The sequence below is a fragment of the Pelagibius sp. genome, assembly GCF_965227505.1.
Lineage (GTDB): Bacteria > Pseudomonadota > Alphaproteobacteria > Kiloniellales > Kiloniellaceae > Pelagibius.
Map to the genome: position 1 here is coordinate 3,950,909 of NZ_OZ245757.1, position 22,140 is coordinate 3,973,048.

24 protein-coding genes are annotated in these 22,140 nt (G+C 65.9%); 12 read left to right on the forward strand and 12 right to left on the reverse strand.

Annotated elements, in window-relative coordinates:
- The first annotated feature begins 389 nt into the window (after positions 1 to 389).
- From ACO06P_RS18570 to ACO06P_RS18585, 4 genes are all read left to right on the forward strand, one after another.
- Positions 390 to 1,064, forward strand: a complete 675-nt coding sequence (locus ACO06P_RS18570; RefSeq protein ID WP_420346710.1) for a hypothetical protein — start codon at positions 390 to 392, stop codon at positions 1,062 to 1,064.
- 137 nt (positions 1,065 to 1,201) lie between these two features.
- Complete coding sequence (locus tag ACO06P_RS18575; RefSeq protein ID WP_420346711.1) at positions 1,202 to 1,882, forward strand: DUF1007 family protein; 681 nt, start codon at positions 1,202 to 1,204, stop codon at positions 1,880 to 1,882.
- A 28-nt stretch (positions 1,883 to 1,910) separates the two neighbouring features.
- The gene (locus tag ACO06P_RS18580; protein ID WP_420346712.1) at positions 1,911 to 2,939 is read left to right on the forward strand and encodes a nickel/cobalt transporter; all 1,029 of its coding nucleotides are present in this window, start codon (positions 1,911 to 1,913) and stop codon (positions 2,937 to 2,939) included.
- A gap of 289 nt (positions 2,940 to 3,228) precedes the next feature.
- A complete protein-coding gene (locus ACO06P_RS18585; protein ID WP_420346713.1) occupies positions 3,229 to 3,954 on the forward strand; it encodes a LuxR C-terminal-related transcriptional regulator in 726 nt (241 codons plus the stop codon).
- Between the two features lie 116 nt (positions 3,955 to 4,070).
- Here ACO06P_RS18585 and ACO06P_RS18590 read toward each other — a convergent pair whose 3' ends face one another.
- Together ACO06P_RS18590 and ACO06P_RS18595 are read right to left on the reverse strand one after the other, a co-directional pair.
- Positions 4,071 to 4,595, reverse strand: coding sequence for a hypothetical protein (locus ACO06P_RS18590; protein ID WP_420346714.1), 525 nt, complete (start codon positions 4,593 to 4,595; stop codon positions 4,071 to 4,073).
- A gap of 157 nt (positions 4,596 to 4,752) precedes the next feature.
- Complete coding sequence (locus tag ACO06P_RS18595; RefSeq protein WP_420346715.1) at positions 4,753 to 5,538, reverse strand: helix-turn-helix domain-containing protein; 786 nt, start codon at positions 5,536 to 5,538, stop codon at positions 4,753 to 4,755.
- Positions 5,539 to 5,868: 330 nt separating this feature from the next.
- Between ACO06P_RS18595 and ACO06P_RS18600 the strand changes: the two genes are divergently transcribed.
- The 3 genes from ACO06P_RS18600 (at position 5,869) to ACO06P_RS18610 (ending at position 8,378) form a co-directional block, all read left to right on the forward strand.
- Positions 5,869 to 6,699, forward strand: coding sequence for a CsgG/HfaB family protein (locus tag ACO06P_RS18600; protein ID WP_420346716.1), 831 nt, complete (start codon positions 5,869 to 5,871; stop codon positions 6,697 to 6,699).
- The gene (locus tag ACO06P_RS18605; RefSeq protein ID WP_420346717.1) at positions 6,686 to 7,825 is read left to right on the forward strand and encodes a hypothetical protein; all 1,140 of its coding nucleotides are present in this window, start codon (positions 6,686 to 6,688) and stop codon (positions 7,823 to 7,825) included. The genes ACO06P_RS18600 and ACO06P_RS18605 overlap by 14 nt, the downstream gene beginning before the upstream one ends.
- 112 nt (positions 7,826 to 7,937) lie before the next feature.
- Positions 7,938 to 8,378: a hypothetical protein gene (locus tag ACO06P_RS18610; RefSeq protein WP_420346718.1), complete on the forward strand. Its 441-nt coding sequence runs from the start codon at positions 7,938 to 7,940 to the stop codon at positions 8,376 to 8,378.
- A gap of 145 nt (positions 8,379 to 8,523) precedes the next feature.
- On the opposite strand, the gene ACO06P_RS18615 is transcribed toward ACO06P_RS18610, so the two are convergent.
- The 4 genes from ACO06P_RS18615 to ACO06P_RS18630 form a co-directional block, all read right to left on the reverse strand.
- Positions 8,524 to 8,946 carry a hypothetical protein gene (locus ACO06P_RS18615; RefSeq protein ID WP_420346719.1) on the reverse strand — a complete coding sequence of 141 codons (423 nt, stop codon included), beginning with the start codon at positions 8,944 to 8,946 and terminating at the stop codon, positions 8,524 to 8,526.
- 35 nt (positions 8,947 to 8,981) lie between these two features.
- The gene (locus ACO06P_RS18620) at positions 8,982 to 9,383 is read right to left on the reverse strand and encodes a c-type cytochrome (RefSeq protein ID WP_420346720.1); all 402 of its coding nucleotides are present in this window, start codon (positions 9,381 to 9,383) and stop codon (positions 8,982 to 8,984) included.
- On the reverse strand, positions 9,361 to 9,804 hold the full coding sequence (locus ACO06P_RS18625; protein ID WP_420346721.1) for an invasion associated locus B family protein: 444 nt from the start codon (positions 9,802 to 9,804) through the stop codon (positions 9,361 to 9,363). The genes ACO06P_RS18620 and ACO06P_RS18625 overlap by 23 nt, the downstream gene beginning before the upstream one ends.
- Before the next feature lie 483 nt (positions 9,805 to 10,287).
- Positions 10,288 to 11,004: a Crp/Fnr family transcriptional regulator gene (locus ACO06P_RS18630; protein WP_299399956.1), complete on the reverse strand. Its 717-nt coding sequence runs from the start codon at positions 11,002 to 11,004 to the stop codon at positions 10,288 to 10,290.
- 345 nt (positions 11,005 to 11,349) lie between these two features.
- Here ACO06P_RS18630 and ACO06P_RS18635 point away from each other — a divergent pair, with 345 nt between their 5' ends.
- A complete protein-coding gene (locus ACO06P_RS18635; protein WP_420346722.1) occupies positions 11,350 to 12,561 on the forward strand; it encodes an AGE family epimerase/isomerase in 1,212 nt (403 codons plus the stop codon).
- Here ACO06P_RS18635 and ACO06P_RS18640 read toward each other — a convergent pair.
- From ACO06P_RS18640 to ACO06P_RS18665, 6 genes are all read right to left on the reverse strand, one after another.
- Positions 12,558 to 14,045 carry a mannitol dehydrogenase family protein gene (locus tag ACO06P_RS18640; protein WP_420346723.1) on the reverse strand — a complete coding sequence of 496 codons (1,488 nt, stop codon included), beginning with the start codon at positions 14,043 to 14,045 and terminating at the stop codon, positions 12,558 to 12,560. The two genes, ACO06P_RS18635 and ACO06P_RS18640, sit on opposite strands and share 4 nt — an antisense overlap.
- Positions 14,042 to 15,325 (reverse strand): TRAP transporter large permease, encoded by a 1,284-nt coding sequence (locus ACO06P_RS18645; protein ID WP_420346724.1) that lies wholly within the window; start codon positions 15,323 to 15,325, stop codon positions 14,042 to 14,044. The genes ACO06P_RS18640 and ACO06P_RS18645 overlap by 4 nt, the downstream gene beginning before the upstream one ends.
- Entirely contained in the window at positions 15,322 to 15,837 is a 516-nt protein-coding gene (locus ACO06P_RS18650) for a TRAP transporter small permease (protein ID WP_420346725.1), read from the reverse strand. Before ACO06P_RS18650 ends, ACO06P_RS18645 begins: the two co-directional genes overlap by 4 nt.
- A 121-nt stretch (positions 15,838 to 15,958) precedes the next feature.
- On the reverse strand, positions 15,959 to 16,939 hold the full coding sequence (locus ACO06P_RS18655; RefSeq protein WP_420346726.1) for a TRAP transporter substrate-binding protein: 981 nt from the start codon (positions 16,937 to 16,939) through the stop codon (positions 15,959 to 15,961).
- An 84-nt stretch (positions 16,940 to 17,023) separates the two neighbouring features.
- Positions 17,024 to 18,439: a glucuronate isomerase gene (gene uxaC, locus ACO06P_RS18660; protein WP_420346727.1), complete on the reverse strand. Its 1,416-nt coding sequence runs from the start codon at positions 18,437 to 18,439 to the stop codon at positions 17,024 to 17,026.
- 21 nt (positions 18,440 to 18,460) lie between these two features.
- On the reverse strand, positions 18,461 to 19,168 hold the full coding sequence (locus ACO06P_RS18665; protein WP_420346728.1) for a FadR/GntR family transcriptional regulator: 708 nt from the start codon (positions 19,166 to 19,168) through the stop codon (positions 18,461 to 18,463).
- 229 nt (positions 19,169 to 19,397) lie between these two features.
- Between ACO06P_RS18665 and ACO06P_RS18670 the strand changes: the two genes are divergently transcribed.
- The 4 genes from ACO06P_RS18670 to ACO06P_RS18685 are packed head-to-tail and all read left to right on the forward strand — an operon-like array spanning position 19,398 to position 22,134.
- Entirely contained in the window at positions 19,398 to 20,093 is a 696-nt protein-coding gene (locus ACO06P_RS18670; RefSeq protein WP_420346729.1) for a MarR family winged helix-turn-helix transcriptional regulator, read from the forward strand.
- 18 nt (positions 20,094 to 20,111) lie between these two features.
- Entirely contained in the window at positions 20,112 to 20,783 is a 672-nt protein-coding gene (locus tag ACO06P_RS18675; protein WP_420346730.1) for a protoglobin domain-containing protein, read from the forward strand.
- On the forward strand, positions 20,783 to 21,427 hold the full coding sequence (locus tag ACO06P_RS18680) for a TlpA disulfide reductase family protein (RefSeq protein ID WP_420346731.1): 645 nt from the start codon (positions 20,783 to 20,785) through the stop codon (positions 21,425 to 21,427). The genes ACO06P_RS18675 and ACO06P_RS18680 overlap by 1 nt, the downstream gene beginning before the upstream one ends.
- The gene (locus ACO06P_RS18685; RefSeq protein WP_420346732.1) at positions 21,424 to 22,134 is read left to right on the forward strand and encodes a glutamine amidotransferase; all 711 of its coding nucleotides are present in this window, start codon (positions 21,424 to 21,426) and stop codon (positions 22,132 to 22,134) included. Before ACO06P_RS18680 ends, ACO06P_RS18685 begins: the two co-directional genes overlap by 4 nt.
- Positions 22,135 to 22,140: the final 6 nt, after the last annotated feature.

Genomic DNA, 22,140 nt, shown 5'->3' on the forward strand with positions numbered 1-22,140 from the left:
GGGGATGGGCAGTACAGCCGGAGGTGGTTTCAGGTCTCTAGGAATATCAATGGCTTGATCTGGTCGGGACGACAGCCGGGGGATGTTCAGGCGCAATCCTGGCGCAGCGCTGCGGCGGGGCCCGGCAGAAACAATTGAAACAGGGGGGCGACTGCCCGGACCACGGCGGCAGCTGTTGCCGCATCATGATGGGCAGATCCTGAGAGACAGCAATCATCGCAAGAAAAAGCTAATGACAAACTCGCCCCAAATAGGTCATTTGCACCTGCCGCGCTCCCTCCGCTAGGCTTCATCGAACAGCAAAAGAAACGTCATCCGGACGTCACGTTTCAGGAGTCGCCGTGTCCTTCTTCTCGCTTGGCGGGAGCCGGAGGGAGTCCGGACCCGCGATGAGCCGACGGCTGACGCCGGCGGCGGTAACGGCGTGGATCGTTGCCGCCGCCTGCTGTGGCGCTGCCTTGGTGGTGGCGGTGCTGGCGCTGCAGACACGCATTCCCTTTTCCGACCTGACGCGCGATCCGCTGGCGATCATGGGCAAGAAGGGGGCCCCGCATCTGGGCTTGCTGTCGAACCTGGGCGCTCTTGTCTGGTGCGCGACGGCCGCCGTCTGTGCGTTCACTGCGCTGCGCCTGGCCCAGCGCGGCGATGCCCGCCGGGAAAGCCTCTTTCTTTTCGTGGCGGCGGCCTTCACTGGCGTGCTGCTGTTCGACGACCTCTTCATGCTGCACGAGAACCTGCGTTTGCGCGCGGCCTGGGGCGATCTTGCCCTGTTTGCCGTCTATGGGGGCTGTACGCTGTGCTATGGCATCGCCTTCCGCGGCCTGCTGAAACAGCTGGGCTCTTTCCCGCTCCTGCTGGCGGTCTGCCTCCTGGCGCTCAGCGTGGCGGTCGACATCAGCAAGTTGACCGCAACGACCACGGCGGTCTGGCCGTGGGTTCTCGAGGACGGGGCCAAGTTCGTTGGTCTGGTGGTTTGGGGGGCCTTTCACATCCGCGCCGCCTGGGTTCTTGAGGCCGCAGCGGCCAAGGCGCTGGCGCCGCAGCCCTCGGGGCCACTGCGGTGACTTTCACGGGCTGGCCCTGTAAAACCCTCGCAGCGCCCGTTAACCAGTTGTAGGCTGCATCGTGCTTACATATCTCTGATGCGCGGGCCTCTGGCCTGCGGGGTATGAAGGATTCTGCCGTTCCGAGGGAGATGCAGGTGCCTCGAGCCACCGCACGACTGACCGCACTTTTCTGCGCCGCCGGCGTGCTGGGGACGGCATTGTTCCCGGTATCACAGCCGGCGCAGGCGCATCCCCATGTCTGGATCGAATCCAAGACCAGGATCCTCTTCGACGCGGATCAGCGTGTTCGCGCTCTCGAGATTGAATGGCGCTTTGACGAGTTCTACAGCGTCTTTGCGGTCGAAGGCCTGGATGTCAATGGCGACGGCCGCTTCGACGAACCGGAACTGCAGCCGCTGGCCGAGGTGAACGTGACGTCGCTGAGGGACTATCGCTACTTCACCTACGTCAGCGTCGATGGCCGGGATGCCGAGTACGGCAAGGTCGTGGACTTCGGATCGACGTTTGAGGACGGTCTCCTCAGCCTGCGCTTCGTCCTGCCGCTCGCGCAGCCGGTGGATCCGCGCTTGGAGAATGTAGGCTTCACCAGCTACGACCCCAGCTTCTACATCTCCATCGACGCGGCGAAAGACCGTCCGGTGACTTTCGCCGGGCCGGCGCCGGAAAGATGCGACCTTCGTATGGAACGGGGTGGCGGGACGGAAAGCCTCAACATCGCCGAAACCGACATCTTTGATTCCGCCGGGCTCAGTATCGCGGCGCAGTTCGCGACGCATGTGACCCTGGACTGCCCGCCTGCGGTGGCCACCCAGTGACGTTTCAGGGCCGATGATCCTCCTGCCGATGATTCCTTCGAGGCCCACAATCGCGCTCGGTTCCTGCGCAGACGCCGGCCGCTGGGTGCTGGCGATCGTGCTGGCGCTGGCCCTGCTGGCCGCGCTTTCGCCTGCGGCTGACGCCCAGAGCGCTCTGGTGCCGCCGCCGCAGGCCGCGGCCGAGGAGACTTCGGGGGGGCCTTGGCAGACGGCGCTTCAGTATCTGCATCAAAAACAGGGCGAGCTGCACCGCCGCCTCGCCACGGCGGTGCGCGCGCTGAAGGGGGAAAACGGCGGTGCGGCTCTGCTTTTTCTCATCACCCTCAGCTTTCTCTACGGCATCTTCCATGCCGCCGGTCCGGGTCATGGAAAGGCGGTCATTTCCACTTACCTTCTGGCCAACGAAAGCGCCGTGCGCCGCGGGATCGCCCTGGCCTTCCTGGCGGCCTTCGTGCAGGGCCTGACAGCTGTCGTCCTGGTCGCTGTCCTGGCCGTGTTCCTCGATATGAGCGGGCTCAAGGTGACGGCAGCCGTGGGAACACTGGAATCGGCCAGCTATGCGCTGGTTGCCGCTGTCGGGTTCTGGCTTCTCTGGTCGGTCGCGCGCCGGCGTCGCTCGGAGCGGGCCGAGGCTCACGCCGCGGGGGGCGGTTCGGGGGGGCATGCGGATGGCTGCCGCCACAACCATCTGCCCGATCCGGCCCTGCTGTCCGGCAGGGGCTTGCTCTCGAAGGCCGGGGGCATCGTCGCGGCGGTCGGCCTCCGACCCTGCAGCGGCGCGGTGCTTGTACTGCTCTTCGCCCTGTTTCATGGAGTCTTCGCTGCCGGTGTGGTGGCTACGGCGGCGATGTCCTTCGGCACCGCGGCAACGGTTTCGCTTCTGGCCCTGGCGACGCTCTACTCGAAACGGCTTGCTTTTGCGGCCATGGGGGCGAAAAGCCGTTGGATCGACACCACTTACCGCCTTCTCGGTCTGGGGGGTGCGGTTCTGCTGATCCTTCTCGGACTTGGCCTGTTCGCCACATCGCTGGGCCCGGCGCCGCCACTGGGGCTCTAGAGCGGCTTCATGTGTGGCGCATTGGTCGCGCGGCAGGGCAGCGGCGCAGCCGCAAAGGACTTCCGGCGACGCGCGATCCGCTCCGGTCGCTCTGACCAAGCTTCTGTTTTCGCTTCATAAAGTGCGAAATCCTCCTTCTGTGGTAATCCTCACAGACCCTTCCCGCGCCGACTCTTAGGGTTTTGCTCAAGAGACATCAGTCCTCGCTGCCGAGGGGGCAGATCCGGGGACCAGGGAGGCCTTTGTCAAGCCAGGGGTTGGTGGACAAAAGGGAAGGGAGAGCACCGTTATGTCTGAGACAAGCACGCTTTTGGTGGGGCGCAACCGCCTGTTTCTTGAAGGTCTTAAGAGCCTGCTGAAGGGCAGCTCCTTTGACGTCTGCGCAGAGGCTTCCAGCGTTTCCGACATCGAAGATGTCATCGACGGGGACGATCCGGACCTCATCCTGATCGAACTGCGCGGCGATGTCGCGCTGCTGGTCGAGGATCTGCGTCAACTGCAGGACGACATGCCGGATGTGCCGGTCGTCGTGCTGACCGACGAGCGCGATCCGCGCACCTTGGCCGCCTGCCTGAACGCCGGCGCCGATGCCTTTCTTTTGAAGGATATCTCGTTGGAAGCCCTGATTCACTCGCTGAAGCTGGCGATGATGGGCCAGAAGGTCATGCCGACGGACCTTGCCGCGGCCCTGATCAACGGCGCGGTCGGTGTGGCGCCGTCGAGCTGCAAGCGCATTGAGGAGTACGGTCTGTCGGACCGCGAGCAGGAGATCCTGCGCTGCCTCGTTTACGGCGATGCCAACAAGGTGATCGCAAACCGTCTCGATATCACCGAGGCGACCGTCAAGGTGCACATGAAGAGCCTGCTCAGGAAGATCAAAGCGGGGAACCGCACCCAAGCCGCGATCTGGGCGCTGAACCACGGTTTGGCACCGGGTCTGCCTTTCGGAGGTGGGGCCGAGCCTATGTTTCCAGACCCCGCCGGGACGCCGGCCCTCTCACAGCTGACGGGGTAGGGCAAGGGGTCAGCCCCCGTTGCTCTCCCCCGCACCCGAGGCCTGGCTGCAGCCGCAGCCGGGCCTCGTTGCGTTTTGGCTTCCTTATCCGCCCCAGATTTAACCGCCGACCAGATTTAACCGCCGACCAGGGCCGTCCAGGCGTCGATCGAACTGCCGGCCCCCGGATAGATGACCACGGCGCCGCGTCCGGAGCCGGCGGAGACCATGTTTGTCCAGGACGCGATGGTGGCCGAGGTCTTGAGGCTGGTCAGGACGCTCGGCGTACTGGAGCCGCCGGACCTGGGCGCGAAGAACGGATTGAAGATCCCCGCTCCATCGGCGGCGCTGCGCCGGAAGCTGCTGCCGCGCGGGGCGAAGCCGGGAAGGAAGGGGCTTGCCTGGCCCTGCACGATGGCGGTCGATCCGGGACCCTCGGTCACGTCAACCAGGGCGCCGCCCGGTCCGCGCAGCAGATTGTCGGGCCGGATGCCCAGGATCTCTTCCTGCAGGATTGCCTGGCGCCCGGCAAAGCTCATGCCGACGCCCCCGCCACTGCTGAAGGAAAAGGGCCGGTTGTTCCACTGCGCTTGTGCTTCTGGCGCGGTGCCGGCAAGGATCAGCCCTGCGACGAATAGGCAGGGCAGCAAACGAAAGGCCATTCTGCGAACTCCTGTGGTGAGCGAAGAGTTGCGCTGCGTCTCTCGCTTGCCGGGTGCCATGGGGCGCCGGGCACTGAGAGACGGCGTCTCTCCTATCACTTTCGGGGAATGGCGCTTTCGTTCAATGTGCCAGAAGAGGTAATACCCCCATATCGCTTCAGTTCCAGCGCGTGGGGCCCTTTGAAGGCGAGCCGTTGGTGGTATCCGGCGCTTCGTCCGCCGCGCTTTCGTCGTCCACCGGATCCGCTTCGCCCGCTGCGATCTGCGCCTCCGCGTTTCGCAGGCTCTCCTGAAGCGGCAGGAGCACGGTGGCGGCCAGAACCGCAGCCTCGGTCCTGTTGCGGCATTCCAGCTTGACCAGGATCGCCCGCACCAGAGACTTGATCCGGGTTTCGCTTTCCCCAAGCCGTGCCGAGATGGCGCGGTTGCTTTCGCCTGTGGCCAGCAGTGCCAGGATCGCCTGCTCGCTTTCGCTCAGCCGGCAGAGCATATCGAGGTGGTTGTAGCTGCCGCTGCCGCCTTGGCGCGGGCTGGGCATGACCGAATAGCCTTCGCGTGCCAGGCAGAGGCTTTCCTCCAGATAGTCCAGACCGGCCTCCAGCAGGATGAGGCCGTCCGCGCGCTGCGCAAGATCGCCCAGAAACGCGCACTTCGATTCCGGCACGGCGAGAAGCACGCGGGTTCGCTCCCCCGACCAGCGCTCGATCTGCTGTTCCAGCCGGGTCAGCTTGGTGCCGTCTTCGGCGGCGAGGATCAGGTAGTCCGCCTCCGGCTCGCCCAGGCCGTTTGCGGGAAAGATGCAGATGTCGCCCACCCGGGTGTTGGGGACGCGTTTGAGCGCGTCCAAAAGAGGGGCGGTGTCGATTCCCGATGCCAACAACGCGCAACGGCGGTCGTCGGCCGCGGCGTTCGGGTTGGGGGTCTGCGCGTTGCGATCGAACATTTTTGCGGGTCCTCCAGAAAGCCGGGCCGAGGGGATGATTCGGCCCAATTCGGCGCGTTTCAGCGCTTTGATCACCGAGAGACTAGCACGGGGAAATCCCACATTCGCCCACGCAGGCATAGTAATACTTTGGTATAGCGTATTAATACTCGCGGGGTTTTCATATATATAGTTACCTCCATTTGAAAGTATTAATTCATGTTTATTTTGAAATATACCTTCGCTCGCTTTATTCAATAAATATTTCCCGTAACATCCCCGAACATTGATCCCGCGCAAGTTTTGCGCTGTCGGGTCGAAGAAGACAGATCGATGCATAGGGGATGGATTATGCGAGCAAAGGCGAGCGCCTTCGTAATGGCAGCCGGACTGGCGCTGAGCGCCTGTGCCGGGCCACCGTTTCCGGACACCGGTGTGGCGCCGGTTTTCAGTTTCCCGGTCACCAGCAATCACACGCCCTACAGCCAGTGCCTCAGCAGTCTGGCCGAATCGCCGGGCAACAATCTGCCCGTCTTCTCGGTCGGCGAGGTGGCCGACAAGACCGGTCAGGTGAACTACGACGACAACGGCCATGCCCTCAGCCAGGGCGTTTCGGAGATGGTGATCTCCGCGCTCTGGAAGACGCGCAAGGCGCGCCTGATCGAACGGCTCGACCTGCGCATACCCCTTGCGGAAATGAAGCTCTCCGAGCAGGGCCGGCTGGGCCGCGGATTGACGGAATACGATCTGCCGGCCAGCGACTTCATCGTCGTCGGCGCCCTGACCGAGCTGAATTACAACATCACCTCCGGCGGTGCGCGGCTTTTCGTCAACGGCATCGGCGGCGGTGGGCGCACCGTGGTCATCAACGTGGCGCTGGACCTTCGCGTGGTCAACGCGCGCAACTTCTCGGTTGCCTATGCAACCTCGCTGCAGAAGCAGATATACGGCTTCGAGGTCGAAGCCAACGTGTTCCGCTTCTTCGGCAATACGCTCATCGAATTTGACGCTGGAATGATCCGCAACGAGCCGTTGCAGCTCGGCGTCAGATCCGTCGTGGAAATGGGTGTCTACCTGCTCATGACGGACTTCCTTGGTCTTCCCGCGATCCAAGGCTGCGATCTCGTGGAGACCGATCACTTCGCTGGATATCTAGAGGAGATGAACGATGAAAGCGAATAAGTCTGTACTGCTTTGCGGGGCGGCCATTGCTGCGCTGGCTCTTGCGGCTTCGCCTGCGACCGCCTTCGACCAGGTCGATTGGCACTGGGATCTCGAGATCATCGAGCATGTCGACAAGGACGTGAACATTGATGTCGACATCGATCCCGTCGGTCTGGTGCTGCTGGAAGACCTGCAGATCTACATCGGCGACGTGACGGCCGAATCCTATGTGAACGGCGTCTACAACAACCAGCCGAACGAAGGCGGCGGCATGGCCAGCGGCACGGTCGACTTCACGGTCACCCTGGACGGCATGACCGATGACTCTGAAGACCCCAGCATCGTTTCCGGTGTTGCCGATCTGGGCGGCGACCTGACAGGCAGCGCCACCGACGTCTCTGGCACACTCGACGAGGGTGACGATCAGCTCGACGTGGTCATGACCTTCGAGGACATCCCGGTCGAGAACATCGAGATCGAGCCCACCGGCTCCTTCGATGCCCTGACCGAGCTGCCCGAGGTGGTCAGCACCGCAACGGCGATCGCCAACAACGTCAGCATCGACAGCGATGTCATGGTTGAGATCCACGAAGGCCAGTACGTCTTCAATACCCGCGAATTCGGCGACGATCCGGGCTCCTTCCCGGTGCCGATTGTGCCGGGTGGCGACGGTCCCGTGCTGGCCTCGCTGGAAGACGGCGAAAGCTTCGGCAACAACCGCAACGAGTTCCACGATGCGGCGGCCATCCTGACCCTGGCGGCGCTCTTCAACGTGATCGAGCCGTCTGAGATCTCGGCCGTGTCGCAGGTGGACGACATCCTCAACGCCTCGGTTGACAGTGCCGCGACCGCGGTTGCCAACAACAAGGCGATCACTGTCGAGGCCAAGGTGCGCGACGATGCCGTGGTCATGGGCGACATCACCCAGTTCGCCTATGCCAATACCTCGGCGCTTTCGCAGGTCGGCACCAGCTTCTGTGATGAACAGTGCTTCGGTGCCCAGCCTTACGGCGTCCAGGTCAACAACTACACCAACCTCGGTCAGCTGGACCGTCCGCTGGTGTCGTCTGTTGCCACGGCCGTGGGCAACAACCTGTCCATCAGCGTCAGCACGCCGGAGATCGGCGGCGGTGGCGGCGAGTAATCGCACAACCAAAGCCTACCAACCCCGGGGAGGGAGCGGTCTTTTCCGCTCCCTCTTCCCCCGGCTCCCGAAGGTTCCGCCGGGGCTCGATGCGACCTCCAGGAGGCAGAAAATGAAACGCACAGTCATGCGGATCGCGGTCGACGTTCTGACGGTCTTCGTCTACACCGCCTTCGCGGTTGCCTTTATGGCGCGCCTGGCCGGCGATGCCTCGGCCCAGATGTACGAACAGCCCTGGGGCTTTGCCGCCCGCAGCGGCGGCAGCATGGCCATCTTCATGAAGCAGGTGGACGCCGGCATGCTGGACGGCAGCGCCGGCAGCGGCGCAGCGGCAGTGGCCGGCACCACGACCTACCTTGTCTGCGGCGGAGAGGGCAGCGCTGGCGCCCGCGGCAATTCGTCCTGCATCATTCTCAACAACTCCGACGGCGCGATCAACACTGGCCAGGAGGCCGTCGGCGACCAGACGGCCGAGAACACCGTCACCCAGACCCAGAACAACGGCGCCGATGAGGTCAGTGAAATCCTGGAAGGCGACGGCGCCGCTCAGTGATACCGGGCCGTTGGTATCGCGGCATCGCCCGGCGTTTGCGCCCGGTATTCGGGAGAGACAGAGACAGCGGCGGCCTTCGGCCGCCGCTTTCCTTTGTGGGCCCTATCCGAAGCCCTTTGCCGAGCGGGGGCGGCTGGCGATGTTGTCAGAGGGCGGTTGCCGGACCCGGCGGGCGGCGGCAGACCATCATTTCCGTGGGGTGCTCGGCGCCGGGCAGGCAAAGCGGCTGCAGACCGCAGCGCGCGGCAGGGTCGCCGGCGGGTTCCTCTGAAGCGCCGCCATCGTTCGCGGCCTTGGCATCCAGGTAGGCCTTCAGGCGACTGCGGCAGAGGGGCATGACCCGGTCGTCGGTCTGGGCCAGGGCCTGTTGCAGGGCTTCGGGTGAATTGGCGCTCAAGGGTCCGCTGGCTGGGCTGCTTTCGCTTCCGCCCCCGCCGCCGCCCAACGCGCCAAGTGCGGCACTGGCGAGGCCGGTGATGCAGCCGCCGAGACAGAGCGGCAGAGCGATGGCCAACGGCAGCAGAGGCAGCCCGCCGAGGGTCCGGCGCGCGCAATTGCGTGTCGTCATGTGCTGCGAACCTCCGTCGGAGTTGTTAGGGGTTCTCAGAACGCCGGCGACAACAGCGAATCGCTCTTCACCGAGGAGAGGTAGCTGCGCAGGGCGTAGATCTCTCCGGAGGTGAGGATGAAGCGCGGCATCGGCGGGTGATCGGCGGCCAGCCAGGCTTCGAAACGAAGGGTCGACCAGTCGGCCGCCTGGGCCATCTCCCGCAGCGTCGGGGCCGCGGTGGTGCTGTACGGCGCATCGGGCGCAGCGTGGCAGCGCAGGCAATACTGGGCCGCAATGGCCTGACCCTCGGCGATCTCGTCACCCTTTGCCGGTGCGATCAACGGCAGATGCAGCCAGAACAACCCGGCCAGAAGGGCGGTGCCCAGAAGCAGCGCAGGATCGTTCCTGTGCCCGCGCCGCCGCTTGCCCGGGTCACTGCAGTTGGTTGAGCGCATGGCTGAAGCCCTTCAGCGAGAAGCGGGCCATCACCGTGCGCTCGCCGACGCGGTAGGCGGCCATCCCCTCGAAGTCTTTGCGGAAGCGGGCCAGGACCTCGTCCGTGGCGTCCAGACCGACAACGGCCTGACAGAACAGGTCGTTGCAGGCGTTGGTGCGCAGATGCGCGGTCCAGCCGCTGTCGAGGCGCAGGGCGATCGGCGCATCGGGGCCGGCCTTGTGACTGACACGCAGAATGGCGCGCAGCCGCCGGGTGCCGCGCTCCGGTGCGATGAGGATCTGCAGGCCCGCCGCCTGATAGTCGGCGAGGCAGGCGGACTGCCCGCAGACCACGGTCCAGCGCTCGACCTCGGCTTGCGCCGGCGCAGCGGCGATGCCGATGCCCAGGCTGCCGGCCGCCAGCAGGCCGCCGGCGAGCAAGAAGGTCTTTAAGGAGAATGGCCCGCGCCGAGGGGCCAATCTGGAAGGGCGGGAAACATCGGTCATGACACATTCTCCCGGAATTGCTGTGAAGCGATGGTTCCGGAGAGTCTGGCCCGCCGTGCCGTCCGGCGCGAGGGAACAGGCGGAGAGGCGCGTGGCTCTTGCGGCTTAGACCCATGGAAGCGCGCCTACGCCCTAGGAGTGCGGATTTCTCGCCGATCAGGCCTCTTTTGTGCCGGCCGTGTGACAAATCCCACACCGTCTCCGGCGCCGGCTCCCTATGTTTAAATCGTTGTTGTGGAGGTCCTCCCTCAAGCCACGATGACGGACCTTAGGTGAGCCCATGAGAGCCCCGTCCGCCGCCCATCGGACGGGGCTTTCGCCTGTGCGGGGTCCGCTTCGGATGCCTGCTGCTGCAAGGGAGGGGGCCCGAGGGAGTGGGCCTGCGGAGGTTTCGCAGTTGCGACCGCCGCTGACGCTTCAGTCGCCGGAGACCTCGTGGACCATACGCTCCAGCTCGGCGACATCGGTGACGATCAGAGTGCGGCCGTCGCGTCTGATCAGGCCACTCTTGGTCAGATCGTTCAGTTCGCGCGTCACCGCCTCGCGGTGGGTCGAGATGCGGCTGGCGATATCCGCATGCGTCGGCGCCGGCGAGAGGCGGGCCGTGTTGTCGTCGCCCAGATGGTCGCGCGACAGCCTCAACAGTTCCGAATGAATGCGGTTCTTCACGGCAAGCGTGCTGAATTCGAAAATCCGCTCGCTCAGCGAGCGCACAAGGCGCGTGATGTAGGTCAGCATGGCCATGGAGACGGCCGGATATTCCATGAGGATACCGCGGAAGGTTTCGGCCGGCACCGAACCGATCATCACGTCGGTCAGCGCGATGACATTGGCCGAGCGCGGCTCCCCGTCGATGGCCGCGAACTCCCCGAAGCACTCCCCCGCCGAGATGTCGCGAAAGGCGACCTCCTTGCCGGCGCTGGAAAACAGGATCACCCGCACCGTTCCCGAGACCATGAAGTAGACATCGGTGGAGGCTTCCTGGTGGCCGATGATCTGCTGGTTGGCGGTGTAATTGCGCCAGTTCATGCGCTGGGAAATGCGCTCGATCTCGCGCGGCTCGAGACCCTTGAAGATCTCGATTCGCTCGAGGGCATAACCGCTACCCCCGGAAAGCCGTTGCTTGGCTGTCATCGACCCCATCTTCTTTTGGACCTGAGGCCGCTGCAGACAGAGACTGCCGCTGCCGCCAAGTCAGATCGCGAGGATTGCCCGGGTACCCCTCACACTACCCGGCCTCGGTTCTCTCCGGGCGATCAAGGCACCGGAAAGCCTGCGCAATACTACTCCGCAGCGTTTTCGATGCAACCGGCTGATGACAACAGCCCTAGGGCGCAATCGGGCACCTTCACTCTTGTCGCCTGTAAATGCTAGAGGTCTCGGCGCTTGCATGAGCCTTGAGCCGGGACCGCCCCCGGGCTATGCAAGCCTCGCCCAAAGGTAGAAACCTCGGCGGCGCGCCGCGTCAGGAGCCAAAAAATGTCACAAAACGCTCCCCCTTTCACCGCTGCCATCCTCAAGGAGTGGCTTGCCGGGACAGTGCTGCCGTTCTGGGAGAGCACGGGCTTTGACAGCCGAAACGGCGCCTTCTTCGAACAACTGAACCTGGATGGAACTGTCAGCCCGGAGGACTACACCCGTGTGCGCGTGCAGGCGCGCCAGATCTATGTCTATGCCCATGCCGAAACCCTGGGGCTCAGCACCGGCGGCCTTGCACGGGCGCAAGACGCCTTCACCTTTCTGCAGCGCCATGCCTGGGATGACTCCGGCGGCGGCTGGTTCCAGCGATTGCGGCGCGACGGGCAGCCTCTCGACCGCACGAAGGATCTCTATGATCACGCCTTCGTTCTTCTGGCCCTGGCCTGGCTCTACCGGGCAGGCGGAGATGAAGGGGTCCTGGCGGCCGCGCGAAAGACCGTCGCGTTCCTCGACGAAAGCCTGCGTCTGGAGCGTGGCGGCGCCTTCGACGGCTATGCCGAGCATCGGGCCGAGGGCGCGGCGCAATTGCCGGCACGGCGGCGGCAGAACCCGCACATGCATCTTTTCGAGGCGCTGCTGGCTCTGCACGAAGCGACGGGCGGGGCGGAGTGGCTCGAACGGGCGGTGGCGCTTCGCGGCCTCTTCGATGCGCGTTTCTTTTCCGCGGCAAGTGGCCAGCTGGCCGAGTTCTTCGACGCGGATTGGCGGGAGACGCCGGTCGATGGAAGCTTCATCCGCGAACCGGGCCATCATTTCGAGTGGGTCTGGCTGCTGCACCGCTACGGCCAGCTCAGCGGCGACGACAGCGTTGTGCCGGCCATGGAAGGGCTCTTTGCCTGGGCCTGGGCGAAAGGCATCGACCGCCGCGCGGAGGGCATCTTCGGCGCCTATGACGCCATCGATCCGGACGGGCGCGTGCTCCAGGGCGGCAGCAAGCGCCTCTGGCCGCAGACCGAGGCCCTGAAGGCCTGTCTTGCCCTTGCGGAGCGCAGCGGCCACGCAGAGGCCGCCGCGGGCATCTCCCCCTTGCTGCAATCCTTCTTCGACCACTTCGCCGGGCTCGACCACGCCCTGTGGCGTGACCAGTTCGATGGCGAAGGTACGATGATCGCCAAGGCGGTCCCCGCCAGCAGCCTCTATCACCTCTTCCTTGCGATGGCCGAAGTCCTGCGGGCGTGGCCGACCCTCCCGGCTTCGCGGCGCGCCGTCTAGCTGTCAAGCCGCGCCAGCGTTTCCCTGACGGCAGCCGCTGCGCCTTTCTCCAGCATGCAGTGCAGAGCGGCGGTCACCGACCCGGCGAAACGGGGGTCCCCGGCGAGATCCGAGTCGAAGACATCGGCGATCTTCAGAAAGGCCGCGACGATGCGTTCGGCATCGCTTGCGCCGCTTGCGTAGGCCTCTGCAAGTATCGGCGCCAGGGGATCGCGGACCTCGATGCCCTGGCCTTGCTCGTCGCGGCCGCCGGCGTAACGCATCCAGCCGGCCAGGGCGAGCGCCAGCACATCGATCGGCGCGTCGGCCTCCAGCCTATCGCGCGCCGTGCCCAACAGGCGTTGCGGCAACTTCTGGCTGCCGTCCATGGCGATCTGCCAGGTCCGGTGCTGCAGGCCCGGGTTGGCGAAGCGGGCGATGAGGTCGGCCTTGTAGCCCTCCAGATCGGCGCCCGGCGGCATCTTCAGCGTCGGCCCCGCTTCGCGGTCCATGAAGATCCGCGCGAGCCTGCGCAGCGGCTCGTCGGCCATGGTGGCGGCGATGGTCTTGTGGCCGCAGAGATAACCGAGATAGGCGAGCAGGGAGTGGCTGCCGTTCAGCAGGCGCAGCTTCATTTCCTCATAGGGGGCGACGTCGTCCACCAGCTGCGCGCCGGACTCCTCCCAGCGCGGCCGCCCCTGGGCGAAGCGGTCCTCGATCACCCACTGGCGGAACGGCTCGCAGATCACCGCGCCCTCGTCGCGCAGGCCGAGGCGTGCGGCGATGCGGTCGCGGTCCACATCCGTCGTTGCCGGGACGATGCGGTCGATCATGGTGGCGGGGAAAGGCACCTCCGCCTCGATCCAACGCGCCAGTGCCGGGTCGCTTGCCTCTGCCAATTCCAACAGCAGGCCGCGCAGCGTCGCCCCGTTGTGCGGCAGGTTATCGCAGCTCAGCGGCGTGAAGGGCGCCAGGCCTGCGGCACGGCGGCGGCGCAGGCCCGCCAGGAGAAAGCCCAGAACGGACTTCGGGTGCTCAGGATGCTGCAGGTCGTGGCGGATGTCCGGATGATCGTGCAGCAGCGCGCCGCTTGCCGGGTCGTGGCAGTAGCCCTTCTCGGTGACGGTGAGGGAGACGATGCGGGTCTCCGGCGCGGCCAGGCGCGCCGCCAGCGCCGCCGGGTCTTCCGGGGCGACCAGCACCTCCTTCACCGCGCCGATGACGCGCAGATTCTCGCCGTCCGGGCCGGAAACCGCCTCGGTGTAGAGTCCGTCCTGGGGCGCCAGCTGGTCGTGCACCGCAGGGCTGCGCAGGCTGGCCCCGCAGATCGCCCAGTCGTGCTCCCCTGCCGCCAGCCGCTCGTCGCAGTAGACCGCCTGGTGGGCTCGGTGGAACGCACCGATACCCAGGTGAACAATGCCGACTGTGCAGGCAGTGCGGTCGTAGCCGGGGCGCGGCACCTCGGGCGGCAGGTCCTTCAGCGTCGCTGCGCTCAGCCGTCTCATTGCGCCACCAGGTTCGGCAGGGTCATGGAGACGGCGGGGACGTAGGTCACCAGCACCAGGGCCACCAGCAGCGCAAGGTAGAATGGCCAGATGGTGCGCACGGTTTCCTCGATGCGGATCTTGGCCACCGCGCAGCCGACGAAGAGCACCGAGCCCACCGGCGGCGTTACCAGGCCGATTCCCAGGTTGATCATCAGCACGATGCCGAACTGCACCGGGTCCATGCCCAGTTGCTGGACCACCGGCAGGAAGATCGGCGTGGTGATGACGATCAAGGGTGACATGTCCATGAAGGTGCCGAGGAACAGCAGGATGATGTTGATGATCAGCAGGATCACCAGCGGGTTCTGGGAGATCGCCTGCAGGAGGTCGAAGAGCTGCGCCGGCACCTGGTTCAGCGCCAGCAGCCAGCCGAAGGCGGCGGCGCTGCCGATCACCAGCAGCACCATGGCGGTGGTTCGCACCGCCCCCAGGGTCGCCTTCACGAAGGCCTCCCAGGTCAGGCTGCGGTAGCCGATCAGGGTGACGACGATGGCGTAGATGACGGCGATGGCGGAGGACTCGGTGGCGGTGAAGATGCCGGTCAGCACGCCGCCGATGATGATGATCGCCACCAGAAGCCCCGGCAGGGCAACGGCGAAGGTGGTAAGGATCACGGCCAGCGCCTGGCGCGGCTCGGCCGGGTAGCCGCGCCGCCGGGCGACGACGTAGGCGGCCACCATCAGGCAGAGGCCGGTCAGGATACCCGGCACCATGCCGGCCAGGAAAAGCGAGGAGACCGAGACCGTGCCGCCTGCGGCGATGGAGTAGATGATCATGTTGTGGCTGGGCGGCACCGTCAGGCCGATGGTCGCCGAGGTAACGGTCACGTTCACCGCGTAGTCGGGGTCGTAGCCCTTGCGGCGCATCATCGGGATCAGGGTCGAACCCAGCGCCGAGGCATCGGCGACCGCGGAGCCGGAGATGCCGCCAAACAGCATGGAGGCGAGCACGTTGACCAGGCCGAGGCCGCCACGGATGTGGCCGATGGCGGCGTTGGCGAGGCGCACCAGACGGTCGGCGATGCCGCCGTGCAGCATCAGTTCGCCGGCATAGATGAAAAAGGGGATGGCCATCAGCGCGAAGACGTTGATGCCGGCCGAGAGGCGCTGGAAGACCACCACCGGAGGCAGGTCCATGTAGACCACTGTTGCCAGAGACGCGATGGCGAGCGTGAACGCGATGGGCACGCCCAGCAGCAGCAGCACCAGGAAGGTGCCGAAGAGGACGATCAGCGTCATGCCTCGGGCGTTTCCCGTCCGGCGAGGTCGTTCAGGATGTGCTCCAGGCTGAACAGGATGATCAGCACACCTGCGATGGGAAAGGGCAGGTAGGAGATGCCTGTGGGAATGCCCAGCGAGGGGATGCTGTGGGTCCAGGTCGAGTCCGTGATCTGCAGGCCGTAGACGGTCATGAAGAGACCGAAGCCGCCGATGCAGAGATTGACCGCCACGTCCACGGCGCGGCGGGGTCCGGGCGGCAGACCGTCCTTGAAGAACACGAGGCCCAGGTGGAAGCGTTCGCGCACGCCTACCGCCGCCCCGAACATCACGTAGTAGAGCATGAGGAAGAGGGACAGCCGCTCCGACCAGTGGGGCGTGTCGTTCAGGACATAGCGGCCCCAGACCTGCCAGCCGATGACCGCGGTCATGACCACCAGGCCCAGCGCGCTGAGCCAGAGACACACGCGCGCCAGGGCTGCGGTGCCCACCGCCAGTCTGTCCAGCAAAACCCTGCCTGATGTGCTGTCCATCAAATCCCCGAGAGTCGTCTGAGGAACGAGTCCCCTGCGAAAAAGGTGGCCGGCGGCTTCGGCGCGTCGCCGCCGGCCAAGTGGGAAGGCTGCGCCCGCAGGGCGCGTCCCGACAGGGGCTTTATTCGACCGCCTGGATGCGCTTCACCATATCGGCCAGTTCCGGTGTGCTGGCGAAGCGCTCGTAGACCGGCTGCATGGCGTCGATGAAGGGCTGCTTGTCCACCGCCTCGACCACCTCGTTCCCGGCGGCCATGACCTTGCTCTTGGATGCCGCGACCCGCTCGTTCCAGAGGCGGCGCATCTCCGGCACCGAAAGCGCCGCGGCCTTGCGCACCAACTGCTGGTCGCCGGCGCTCAGCTTGTCCCAGGACTCCTTGGACATCACCAGCACTTCCGGGGAGAGCGAGTGCTGGTCCAGGGTGTAGTGCTTGGCGACCTCGAAATGGCGGGTCGACTCATACGACGGCCAGTTGTTCTCGGCGCCGTCGATGACGCCGGTCTTCAGGGCCTCGTAGACCTGGCCGAATTCCATCGGCGTCGCGTTGGCGCCCAGCGCCTCGATCATGGAGACGAAGAGATCGGAGTTCTGGACCCGGATCTTCATGCCCTGCATGTCGGCGGGCGATGTGATCGGCCGCTGTGTGTTGTAAAAGGAGCGGGCGCCAGAATCGTAGTAGGCCAGCCCCACAAGTCCGTGCTGTTCCATGGCGGCCAGAATCTCCTGGCCGATCTCGCCGTCCATCACCTTGTGCATGTGGTCGATGGAGCGGAAGATGTAGGGCAGCGAGGGGATCGCGGTTTCCGGCACGATGTTGTTGAGGGGCGCCAGATTCACCCGGTTGATGTCGATGGCGCCGAGGATGGTCTGCTCGATGGTGTCTTTTTCCTCGCCGAGCTGGCGTCCCGGGAACATCTTGATGGAGAGGCGGCCGTTGGTCCAACCCGACAGCAGTTCGCCCATGTACTCCACCGCCTCGACGGTGGGGTAGCCGTCGGCGTGGGTGTCGGCGGCGCGCAGCTCCTGCGCGGCGGCGGGCGCGGTCAGGCCGAGCGCCAGGGCCAAGCCGGTACCGGCGGTTACCGTTTTCACGAATCTCATTCTTTCCTCCCTTTCACATCGTTGTTTCTTCACATTGTTGTCTCGGCACAGCGGCGTTTCGCCCCGGGGCCGGTTGCTTGAAACTCACAGCTTGTAGGCCTGTTTCACCAGGCGGTAGGTGAGGTCGTGGGCGACCTCCAGTGCCTCGTCTTCATCCAGGCGATGGGTGCAGACCAGCTCGGCCAGATAGGCGCAGTCGACGCGGCGGGCGACGTCGTGCCGCGCCGGGATCGAGAGAAAGGCGCGGGTGTCGTCGTTGAAGCCGACGGTGTTGTAGAAGCCCGCCGTCTCGGTCAGCGCGCGGCGGTAGCGCAGCATGCCCTCCGGGCTGTCGTAGAACCACCAGGCCGGCCCGACCTTGAGCACCGGATAGTGACCGGCCAGCGGCGCCAGTTCGCGGCTGTAGCTGGTCTCGTCCAGGGTGAAGAGGATGATGGAGAGACCGCGCTCGTTGCCGAAGCGGTCGAGCAGCGGTTTCAGCGCGCGTACGTAGTCGGTGCGCGCCGGAATGTCCGCGCCCTTGTCGCGCCCGAAGCCTTCGAACAGCCGGGCATTGTGGTTGCGGAAGGAGCCGGGGTGGATCTGCATCACCAGCCCGTCGTCCAGGCTCATGCGCGCCATCTCCGTCAGCATCTGGGCGCGGAAGAGTTCGTGCTCGACCGCGCTGCCTTCGCCGGTCAGCACCTTGGCGAAGAGGTCCCGGCAGGCGCCGGCGTCCAGGTCCGCCGTGGCGGCGCTGGGGTGGCCATGATCGGTCGAGGTGGCGCCCATCTCCGCGAAGAACGCCCGGCGCTGGCGCAGGGCTGCCAGATAACCCTCCCAGGTCAGGCAGTCTTCGCTGGTGAGGTCTGCTAGCTCTTCCAGGTTGGTGCGGAAACCCTCGAAATCCGGGTCCACCACCGGGTCCGGGCGGAAGGCGGTGATGACCCTGCCGGCCCAGTTGCTGGCGCGGATCGTCTGGTGATGGGCGAGATCGTCAAGCGGTGACTCCGTCGTTGCCAGCACCTCGATGTTGAAGCGGTCGAAAAGGGCGCGCGGGCGTGTGTCGTCGTCGCGCAGACGCTCCGACAGCCGGTCGTAGATGCGCTCGGCGCTCTCCGACGTCAGCTTCTCCTCAATGCCGAGCACGACGGAAAGCGCGTGGTCGAACCACAATCGCGAAGGCGTGCCGCGGAAGAGGTGATAGTGCTCGGCGAAACGGCGCCAGATTTTGCGGCCGTCGGTTTCCACCGGCCCGCCGTCGCTGCGCGGCACGCCGAGGTCCTCCAGCGCCACGCCCTGGCTGTAGAGCATGCGGAAGAGGTAGTGGTCGGGGATGATGAAGAGTTCGGCCGGATTGCCGAAGGGTGCGTCTTCGGCGAACCACGCCGGGTCGGTATGACCATGCGGCGAGACGATGGGCAGATCCTTCACCTCGGCATAGAGGCGCCGGGCAACGGCGCGCTGCGCCGGGTCGGAGGGAAAGAGCCGGTCTTCGTGAAGCTGCAGGGGCTGACCCATGGCCGTTCGACTCTCCTTTTCCTATTCGCTCAAGAGCAGGCTGGCGACGCGGTCCAGATGGTCCTGCATGGCCCGGCGCGCACCTTCCGGGTCCCGCGCGCGCACCTGTTCCAGGATGACCCGGTGCTCGCCGGCGGCGCGCTTGGCGTTGCGCGGCAGCTGGGCGCGGTCGCTGATCGCCGCGAACATCGGCCGGCGCATGCCTTCCCAAAGCTGCTGGACGATGGACTCCATGACCGAGTTGCGGGTCGCTGCTGCCAGGCGCATGTGGAACAGCAGGTCGCCGTCCTCCTGGTTGGAGATCACCTGGGTGCCGGCTTCGATATCCCGTTCCATCTTGGCGATGGCTTCTTCCAGGCCGGCCAGCTCTGCCGCACCGGCCATGGTCGCGGCCATGGCCGCCGTCTCGCCTTCGATGATGCGGCGGGCGGAGATCAGGTCGAAGGGGCTAGGGCCGGTGTCCAGGTCCGATTGCAGCCAGAGGGAGTGCAGACCGTTGGCGCTGGCCACGTAGGTGCCGGCGCCGGGGCGGATCTCGACGATGTTGGAGAGCTCGAGGGCGATCATCGCCTCGCGCACCACCGGGCGGCTGACGCCCAGGGTGCCGGCCAGGTCGCGCTCCGGCGGCAGCCGCTCGCCCAGGCCCCACTCGCCCTGGCGGATCAGTTCGGCCAGTTGGGCGGCGACCTGCTGATAGAGTCGCTGCGGCTCTATGGCGCGAAGCGGCATGGCCTCCCTCGATGCATCCCGCCGAACCGCGCGGGTTCGGCTGCCGCGGCCTCTTGCGGGCCGCTGGCGGCACTATGGCAGAGCGCGGTCAGGGGGTAAAGTGGCCTGACCAATTTGGTGGACGATCGGGAGAGGGAACCGGAGGAGCTCTGCCTTTCTGCGATGGCCGCCCCTTGACAGGGGTGAGCAGATCGCTATTTAGTTAGGAGTCCAAACAATAGAGGCTGCCATGAGCCGGAACCCTTTCGACCAGGAACACGCGATCCTCGATCAAAAGATCGGAACCGGCCTCAGCAAGCTGGGCCAGGCGATCCGCAGTCAAGCCTGGAAAGGGGCCGGCAGCCAGGGCCTGACCCCGACGCAGGGCCAGGCGCTCGCGACGCTGGCTGCTGCTCCGGGCAACGCGGGGCTGCGTCTCGCCGAGGTGGCCGAGGCGCTGGGCGTGAGCCGGCCAACCGCCAGCGAAGCCGTGACCGCCCTGGTGCGCAAAGGCCTGGTGGTGAAGCAGCCGGACCCGGCCGACAGCCGGGCCGTGGCCCTCAGCCTGACGCAGGCGGGGCGCGAGCAGGCAGGCAAGGCGGCGCTCTGGCCCGACTTCCTGCATGCCGCCGTCGAGAGTCTCGATCCGGCCGAGCGGCAGGTCTTCTACCGCGCGCTGATCAAGATGATCCGCAGCCTGCAGCGGCGCGGGCAGATCCCCGTCTCGCAGATGTGCGTCACCTGCCGCTATTTCCGCCCGGGGGTGCACGACGACCCTGAGCGCCCGCATCACTGCGCCTTTGTCGATGCCGCCTTCGGCGAGCCGGAGTTGCGCCTCGACTGTCCCGATCACGTCGCCGCCGAACCTGCGCTCCAGGACGAGAACTGGAGCCGTTTTCTGGAGCAGGTCGTTCCGCCCTTGAACGACCCCCAGAGCAGCCCGTAGAGCAAAAGGAGAGACCCCATGTCCGCTTTGAGAGCGGGGATCGCCGCGCTGGCGATGTCCCTGAACGTCACCGCTTTGTCTGCCGTCAGCCTGCCCGCCGCCGCGGAGAGCGTTCCCGGCTACACTTTCGGCAGCCCGGATCTGCCGCGCTCGCCGGTCAGCCTGGAGGACCTCGAACTCCTCAAACAGACCCTGCTGTTCACCGACGAAGATGCGGCGCACCTGAACCTCGCCGGCGAGGTTCTCGCGGATCAGATCGAGGACGTGCTGGATGTCTGGTACGGCTACGTCGGCGCCAATCCCCATCTCATCTACTACTTCACCAACAAAGCCGACGGCCAACCGAACATGGAATACCTCGGCCGCGTGCGTCAGCGCTTCGCCCAGTGGATCCGTGACACCACCGCGGCCGACTACGACCAGGCCTGGCTCGACTACCAGCACGAGATCGGCCGCCGCCATCACCGCATCGGCAAGAACGAGGTGGATGCCGCGCCTTCGGTCGACCACATCCACTTCCGCTATCTGGTCGCCTTCATCTACCCGATCTCCGCGACCGTGAAGCCCTTCCTCGCCAACCAGGGCCACGATGCCGGGACGGTCGAGAAAATGCATGCCGCCTGGACCAAGGCCGTCGTGCTGCAGACCATTCTCTGGAGCCACCCCTATATCCGCGAGGGGGATTTCTGATGGCGCCCGCGGAAACGATGGCACCGGCGGAGAGCAATGCGGGGGCGCTGCCCCCGCCACTGCCGGTCCTGCCGGATTGGTCGGTGGCGCGCTGGTTCAATGCGGCGGGACCGCTCAGCCTCGCCGACTTCCGCGGCAGAGTGGTCATGCTGCACAGCTTCCAGATGCTCTGCCCCGGCTGCGTCGCCCAGGCCCTGCCGCAGGCGCAGATGGTGCAGAACGAGTTGGCCGGCGACGATCTCGCCGTGGTCGGCCTGCACACGGTCTTCGAGCATCACGAGGCCATGGGACCGCCGGCCCTGGCGGCCTTTATCCATGAGTACCGCCTGACCTTTCCCATCGGCATCGACCGCCCTCAAAAGGACAGTCCGTTGCCCGAGACCATGGCCCGCTATGGCCTGCGGGGCACCCCCAGCCTCTTGCTGGTGGACCGCCGAGGCCGTTTGCGGCACCATCACTTCGGCCGGCTGGCGGACCTGCACCTGGGTGTGCTCCTCAGCCGGCTGATTGCAGAAGACCCAAACCAGAACGAACCAGACCAGAACGACCCGAAGCAGAACGACCCACTGTCGCCGCAGACAGCCATGTCGTCGGACCCGGCACCGGGACCCGGCGGCTGTGACACGGGAGTTTGTCCTTCATGACCAAGCGGGCGCTCGCCATTCGCCACGTTCATTTCGAAGATTTGGGATCCTTCCGCCCGGCGCTGGAAACGCTGGGCTATCGCATCGGCTACCGGGAGGCGGGGCTGGATTCCTTCGCCGATCCCGCGCTGATGGATGCCGACCTGCTGGTCGTGCTGGGCGGGCCCATCGGCGCCTGTGAGGAGGCGTCCTATCCTTTCCTCAGTGATGAGATCGCCGTCATCGAGCGGCGCCTGGCGGCGCGCCGGCCGACCATCGGCATTTGCCTGGGCGCCCAGCTCATGGCCCGGGCCCTGGGCGCCCGCGTCTACCCAGGCGGCGTGAAGGAGATCGGCTACGGCCGGCTGACCTATACGCTGGAGGGCGAGCAGGTGCTGGCACCGGTGGCGGAGGCCGGGGCCGCCGTCCTGCACTGGCATGGCGACACCTTCGATCTGCCCGCCGGCGCCGTGCGCCTTGCCTCCAACGCGCACTACGAAAACCAGGCCTTCGCCCTGGGCGACTTTGCGCTGGCCACCCAGTTTCATATCGAGGCGACGGCGGCGGGCCTGGAGCGCTGGTTCATCGGCCATACCCTGGAGATCGCGACGACCCCCGGCGTCGACGTGCCGGCCCTGCGCGCCCAGGCCGCCCAGGAGGGCCCGGCGCTGGAAGCGGCGGCGGGCGAAACGCTCAAGCAATGGCTGCGGGTCGGCGCGCCGGCCTGATCGGCG